This window comes from bacterium (genome assembly GCA_022616075.1).
Lineage (GTDB): Bacteria > Acidobacteriota > HRBIN11 > JAKEFK01 > JAKEFK01 > JAKEFK01.
Genome location: JAKEFK010000300.1, coordinates 21,199 through 27,532, shown reverse-complemented (window position 1 = coordinate 27,532; position 6,334 = coordinate 21,199). Strand labels below are relative to the sequence as shown.

The window sequence follows — 6,334 nt, the reverse complement described above, 5'->3', positions numbered from 1 at the left end:
ATCCTTTTGAGGTTACCTATCTTGTCGTAGCATTAAGGGTATGCAAAGGAGAAGCCTTCGCTTTTATCGTTTCGTGCGAGAGCTCCTGCGCTAAAGACGGCAGTACAAGGAACAGGCACGGCGCTAGTGCGAGTGGAACGTAGTATAGAAAGGACGCCCCTTGGTTTAATCTGGAGTTGATCGAAACAACAGATGACCGAAGGAGGGTCCGATCATGGAGTTGAGGAGTAAGCCGCCACACAGGTCCTGGTTGAACTTAGCGCCGTCGATATGGATTTGGCAATGTGGGTTGGTCAGGAATTGAGAATACTCTGGTGGTAAAAGTTTGCGCAGCGTTGAAGTCATTTGGGAAAGCGAATTGCTTGCTGCAAATGAACCCGCAGAAATTTGAGCGTTTTTTTGATGTTTTAGATAGACCACAAGCTTGCCAAAGCTGCAACGGCTTTGCGTGAATTTTACGAATGTCAAACAAAGAGTGGCCAGTGATAATCATGGTGGTCTTGTTTCAGGAAATCCATTGATTCTGCCAAGTTCTCGGATATATTGCATCGGGTTTTTACAATGCGGACAGGCAAGAGTGCGCGGATGAGGCGAAGAGGCGGGATTCTTCTCTGTTTCCAGTTTGGCCAACCCCACGATTTGTTTGCTTTTTCAAGCAGATGGTTGTGACGTGGAGAAAACAATCCGTAGGTTCGCACTTTGATAAACCGATGCGGAAGTACATGCTGTAGAAAACAGTGGATGAATTGATTGACAGTAAGAACGACGGGGTGTTCCTGTTTGGTTTTTGAATCTTTGAATAGGAAAGTGACCTTTTCCCCTTGTAGTTTAAGTATCCTGCGATTGCTGATAGCAACTCGAAAGATGTAAGGAGCAAGATAGCGAAGCGCGGCTTGTCCGGAGCCAACGGCCAGAACATCAACGACCCACCGTCTCTTAGGTAAGCGGACATTGGCATGTAGTTTTGCTTTCTTGATTCCGTGCAAGAATTTGCCGGCAAAGACGTCAGAGAGTGCTCGTTGCGCGACCAGATATGGATCGTTTTCTGATGGCTGCGAGCGAATTGGCGCAGTTCTGCTGGTAAGGTAAAGGTCACCAGAAAGTTCGGAACATTCAGCAGCAGCCGTTGTTGCTGCTTTTCTACCCACGCATCGGATTGTTCGTTTGACACCGCGGACAGTAACGGCTTTTGCAAGAATGGTAGCTGTAGCAATCTTTATCGCACTTGCTGCAATAGTAAAGATGACCTCCTAATGCAGCCGTTCGACACGATTCGATTGCCACCATCGCTTTCTGATGCGAGGGCAACATCTTTGCGCCAAATCTAGCGCGATACGATGCCCCGTGGATCTGGAAGATCTCGGCCAAAGTGATCTTGTTCTACAGACCCTCCATCAGTTTATCGATGATTTTCCGCGCCTGTTGCTCTGAAATCTCTGTAAGATGCGTATAGACGGCCGTCGTTTTGGGCGAGGTGTGTCCCAAATATTCCTGTATCCGACATGACCGGTATCTTTTTGTCGTGGCGTGCCCGGACAAAGCGAATCTCTGGCCATCTTTCCTTAATCGTCTGATCGTAAAAAAATTTGATCCCGCATATCGCGATCGTGCTTGTAACACGCGACCACTTCTGAACATTCATGCGGTACAGAAAGTACTCACGCAATTCCTCATCGCTAATCTGATCCGGTCCCTTTCCGTAATGCTCCGCTAATTTCCGGATCGCTCGCACATACGATTCTTGCGTCCGCTCTGCCAGCCCTTGCAATTGCATATCTCCAAGCATCCGCAATTGCATTTGCTCCAGAGCATCTATTTGTGGTACTCCTTCTATTGTTGGGTTGGTACTCCGGTGTTGAAGCTGTTTTAAACGTTGTGGTTCGTTCATGACGGACCTCCTTACCAATACTGTAGTAGGAAAGCAGGTCCTTTTTAAATGCCGTCAACCGATTTGCTTAGCCTATTACCGGCGCGTCCGCGCGCCTAAGTTCAACAACTCGCTGAACCGGACAAGACCCGCGCCTCGCTCAGTCTTGCTTCTTGCAGATCGGCTTACAACCATTATTCACTCCTTCGCTTGTTTCGGTTATCATCATCGTTGCCGGCCAGCTTGCAAGAAGCAAGCCTTCGCTCGTCGCGGCAGTTGCCGGTTAGCTCGGGCTTTCGGCGGCTCGTAAGCGGACTTAAGAATGGCGAAGTCACTCATTCAACTTAACGTCTTCTTTTCCAGTACCTCTGAATTAGAGGCTGAACGTTTACTTTTCAAGGAAGTCCTGGATGATGTAAACGAAATTGTTGAACAAACTTCCCGCGTAACATTGGAGACAGGACTTGGTTCCAGGTGTAGGTTCAGACCTACAAGACGTTATCAAATGACGCAGTAGGCCGCAGCAAGAAGCAAACAGGTTCTCGCCGCACTTTTACGGATTGGCTGGGTAATCAAACGTCAATCGGGTTCACACCGTACTCTTGCAAGGCAAGGATGGCCAGATTTCGTGTTCGCCTTTCATGACAAAGACGAGGATAGGTCCGAAAATGTTGGCTCGCATTTCCAACCGAACTGGCTTGAAGCCTGAGGATTTATAATAGCAGGCGGCGAACAACTCGCTGCAGCGGACGGCAACCGCGCCTCACTTGGTCATGCCACTTGCAAGAGGTTACATAGATTACTGCAAGGAAAAGTTTAATTGGCTATGATAGCCTGATTGGATGGCCGTCAAAGGAGTGTTGTTATGCCCGATGAAGTAAAACGTGATCCAGCACGTGATCCTCAGGAGTTGGAGCGGCTGTTAGTTTCCCGGGAGAGGGCAGGAGACGTTGATGAAATGGTGGCCCTTTATGAGCCCCATGCGGTGCTTGACTGCGCTAACGGGCAGTTGATGATAGGCAGGGAAGCAATCCGAGCGTTCTACGCCAATCAGGTTGCAATGGGTCGAAAGTATAACTTCGGAGATCAACGCCCGGCCATTATCAGTGGAGACCTGGCACTCACTTCAACTCGCTCTCCTGATGGCAACGTTACCGCTGAGATCGCTCGCCAACAAAGCGACGGGTCATGGCTCTGGGTCATCGATCAGTTCTCCATTGCGTAGCGCGCGTGTAACTCGGAAGATGGTATTGTTTAAAGCTCAGAATCATGCGTGAAGAGGAGAAATGGAAGTGCCCTTGGTGCGGGCAAATCGCTACCATTGTTCGCAAAAGCATATGTGACTCAAGACAGTGCGATTGTGGGGCCGTGGCGATTGGGGCTCCGGAGGTCGATTGGGATGAAATCACTGACGAAGCCATAGATCTATTCAAAGTCACTACTCGACCTGAATCGTCCGGCTTCGACACGCTCCTGCGCGAGGATATCCGAATGGCCGGAGTTGAGATACGATCTGGCGCTAAAGACCCGGACATGGGTCATCCGTGGGGCTCAGCTTACATATACACCTGGTTTCGGCGTGGAACTGATTCAGACTCTAACTAGGTTGTTCCTACAGGTTCTTATAATCCGGGCCGCCTCCGCCTTCCGGTGTGACCCATGTGATGATTTCGTACGGGTCCATAATGTCGCAGGTTTTGCAATGAACGCAGTTACTCGCGTTGATTCGCAATCGCAGTCCTTCGCCTGGCTTTTCTTCCACCATCTCGTAAACATTCGCCGGGCAAAAATGCTGGCAAGGAGAACCATATTCATGAATGCATCGCAACCGGCAGATTTCCGTATCTGCAACAACAAGATGCACCGGTTGATTCTCTTCGTGAATCGTGCCTGAATAATAAACATCCGTAAGCTTGGTGAATGTCAGCTGCTTGTCCTCCTTCACTTTGCGTTCAAAAGGATCGGGCACTTTGTCATCGTAATACGCCTGCACCTTCTCCATTTCCTTGTGCCCTGCTCCCCGTTTCCACGGATCAATCAGCCCGCGGCCTCCAGTAACAAACTGAAGCCCGGTATGGAACATGCCGACCCACAAACCGTGTTCATACGCTTGATGAAAGTTCCGCACTTTCCAGAGGTCCTCTTTGATCCAGCTTTGATCCACTTTATATTTGTACGATTTCAGCTGCGCTTCTGAAAAATCATTCACGTTCAACGCTTCATTGATCGTCTCGGCCGCGAGCATTCCAGATTTCATGGCAAGGTGAATCCCCTTTAAGCGCTGTCCATTCAAAAGAGAAGCGGAGTCGCCAATGATCAGCAGCCCGTTCGCATAAGATTTAGGAATTGAGTACCAGCCTCCTTCCGGGATTGTCTTCGCTCCATAGCTGTGAACTTTTCCGCCATTCAGTATTTGTTTCACGAGTGGATGGAGTTTGAATTTCTGAAATTCGTTATGTGGATCAAGAAACGGATCTTTGTAATCAAGTCCAACAACAAATCCCAGGGAAACCAGATTGTTCGCCATTCCATAAATGAATCCACCGCCAAACGTTTCACTTTTCAGCGGATACCCCATCGTGTGGATTACACGTCCTGTTTCATAATTCCCCTCAGGAACTTCCCACACTTCTTTGACACCAAGTGAATACACCTGTGGATTCAAACCTTGCATGCTCCACTTGTTCACGATCTGTTTTGTTAAAGAACCTCGCGGGCCTTCTCCTAAAACTGTCACCTTCGCTCGAATATCAATTCCAGGTTCATAATTGCTTTTTCGATTGCCGGACCTGTCGATCCCTTTGTCGCCTGTGCGCACTCCGACAACCGCATCTCCTTCCAGCAACAACTGCGCGCCAGGAAATCCTGTAAAAACGTTTACACCTTTTTCTTCGACTTTTTTGGCCAGCCACCGGACCATTTTGCCCAGCGAAATGATGTAGTTTCCGTGATTGTTTAGAAACGGCGGATTGATAGGAAACTTGAACGCGCTGTTCCCGGTCAGAAAATAAACGTGATCTTCCTTTGCAGGAGATTCCACAGGCGCGCCTTGCTCGATAAAATCGGGGATCAGCTCACGCAGACCTCGCGGATCCATAACAGCGCCCGAAATTCCGTGGGCGCCCACATCTTTCCCTTTTTCCAAAACCGCGATGGTCAAATCGCTTTTGCCCTGTTTCTCGAGAAGATTTGCAAGATGAAATGCTCCCGCGAGCGATGCGGGTCCGGCGCCCACAAAAACGACATCGACTTCCAGAACTTCTCTTTCTTCCGCCATTCGATTCAAACCCCCGAATATGACAATATAACATCTGTAAAAGAAAACCATGTTGCAACGTTCACTGGAAGGAATTCGAGTTCTGGATTTCACGCGCTTGTACCCGGGTCCTTTGTGCACTCTGATGCTGGCCGATCTCGGCGCAGACGTGATTAAAGTGGAGGCGCCCGGTGGAGAAACGGGACGCTTTCTTCCTCCTCTGCGAGAAAACAACAGTCTTTCCTTTCTTCAACTCAATAGAAACAAACGATCACTCATGCTGGATTTACGAAAAGAGGAAGGACGATCGATCGTGAAAAAACTGCTGGAGAGCAGCGATGTATTCATTGAATCTTTTCGCCCGGGCGTCATGAAACGGCTCGGTTTGGACTACGCAAACCTTTCCGAGGAATTCCCCCGTCTTGTTTACTGTTCGATCACTGGCTATGGACAGACGGGAACGAACTCCTGGAAACCCGGACATGATCTCAACTACATTAGTGTCGCGGGGATCATCGGCAGCCAGGAAAAAGCATCCATCATTCCACCGGTTCAAATTGCGGACACGGTGGGAGCCTTTCAAGCAAGCACCGCGATTCTCGCTGCGCTTCTTCAACGGAGCCGAACCGGCGCCGGTCAATTCCTCGATATCAGCCTGCTGGATGGCGCGTTTTTCGCAATCATTCTCCTGGCCGGAATTCAGATGTCCGGCCTCGATGCAAAAACAGAACAATACCTGAACGGACGTCTTGCGTGCTACAACATCTACCGAACTCAAGATGAACGATATCTTACGCTTGCGTTGCTGGAACCAAAATTCTGGAATCATTTTTGCGCCAGGATGGAGATGTCTCAACTGGCAGACCGGCAGTTTCAGGAAAATCAGCAGGGTCTCATCCAAACAATCGCAGAAAAAATTGCAGCGAGACCGCTGTCGCATTGGATCGAACACTTTAATAGTGAAGATGTTTGTATTGCCCCAGTAACTTCCCTTGCGGAAGCCTTTCAATCCGATCTTGCGAAGCAACTGTTCATCCGTGTGGATTATCCGTTCGGCTCTCTCCTTCAAATGCGGACTCCATTTGTGGAGAAAACTCTGAACACAACAAAGGCTCCCGAACCAGGTGAGCACACATGGCAAATCCTCGAAGATGCCGGCTTTACCAAGCCGGAAATTGAGGAGTTCACACGAAAAGGAATTCTCTAGCCTG

The 6,334-nt window shown here is 49.2% G+C and carries 5 protein-coding genes and 1 pseudogene; 3 read left to right on the top strand and 3 right to left on the bottom strand.

Annotated elements, in window-relative coordinates; translation table 11 throughout:
• Nucleotides 1-464 precede the first annotated feature (464 nt).
• The gene (locus L0156_24200; protein MCI0606101.1) at nt 465-1,148 is read right to left on the bottom strand and encodes a transposase; all 684 of its coding nucleotides are present in this window, start codon (nt 1,146-1,148) and stop codon (nt 465-467) included.
• Between the two features lie 251 nt (nt 1,149-1,399).
• The gene (locus L0156_24195; protein MCI0606100.1) at nt 1,400-1,888 is read right to left on the bottom strand and encodes a phage integrase N-terminal SAM-like domain-containing protein; all 489 of its coding nucleotides are present in this window, start codon (nt 1,886-1,888) and stop codon (nt 1,400-1,402) included.
• A 538-nt stretch (nt 1,889-2,426) separates the two neighbouring features.
• Between L0156_24195 and L0156_24190 the strand changes: the two are divergent.
• Together L0156_24190 and L0156_24185 are read left to right on the top strand one after the other, a co-directional pair.
• Nucleotides 2,427-2,586, top strand: a pseudogene (locus L0156_24190) (type II toxin-antitoxin system HicA family toxin).
• A gap of 146 nt (nt 2,587-2,732) precedes the next feature.
• A complete protein-coding gene (locus tag L0156_24185; protein ID MCI0606099.1) occupies nt 2,733-3,092 on the top strand; it encodes a nuclear transport factor 2 family protein in 360 nt (119 codons plus the stop codon).
• Nucleotides 3,093-3,479: 387 nt separating this feature from the next.
• Here L0156_24185 and L0156_24180 read toward each other — a convergent pair whose 3' ends face one another.
• A complete protein-coding gene (locus L0156_24180) occupies nt 3,480-5,144 on the bottom strand; it encodes an electron transfer flavoprotein-ubiquinone oxidoreductase (GenBank protein MCI0606098.1) in 1,665 nt (554 codons plus the stop codon).
• A 49-nt stretch (nt 5,145-5,193) separates the two neighbouring features.
• On the opposite strand from L0156_24180, the gene L0156_24175 reads away from it, so the two are divergent.
• Nucleotides 5,194-6,330, top strand: coding sequence for a CoA transferase (locus tag L0156_24175; GenBank protein MCI0606097.1), 1,137 nt, complete (start codon nt 5,194-5,196; stop codon nt 6,328-6,330).
• The last annotated feature ends 4 nt before the right edge of the window (nt 6,331-6,334 follow it).

Bases quoted from the DNA above. Each gene is read 5' to 3' on its own strand.
- L0156_24185 (MCI0606099.1), top strand. From the start codon at position 2,733: ATGCCCGATGAAGTAAAACGTGATCCAGCACGTGATCCTCAGGAGTTG.
- L0156_24180 (MCI0606098.1), bottom strand. From the start codon at position 5,144: ATGGCGGAAGAAAGAGAAGTTCTGGAAGTCGATGTCGTTTTTGTGGGC.
- L0156_24195 (MCI0606100.1), bottom strand. From the start codon at position 1,888: ATGAACGAACCACAACGTTTAAAACAGCTTCAACACCGGAGTACCAAC.
- L0156_24175 (MCI0606097.1), top strand. From the start codon at position 5,194: ATGTTGCAACGTTCACTGGAAGGAATTCGAGTTCTGGATTTCACGCGC.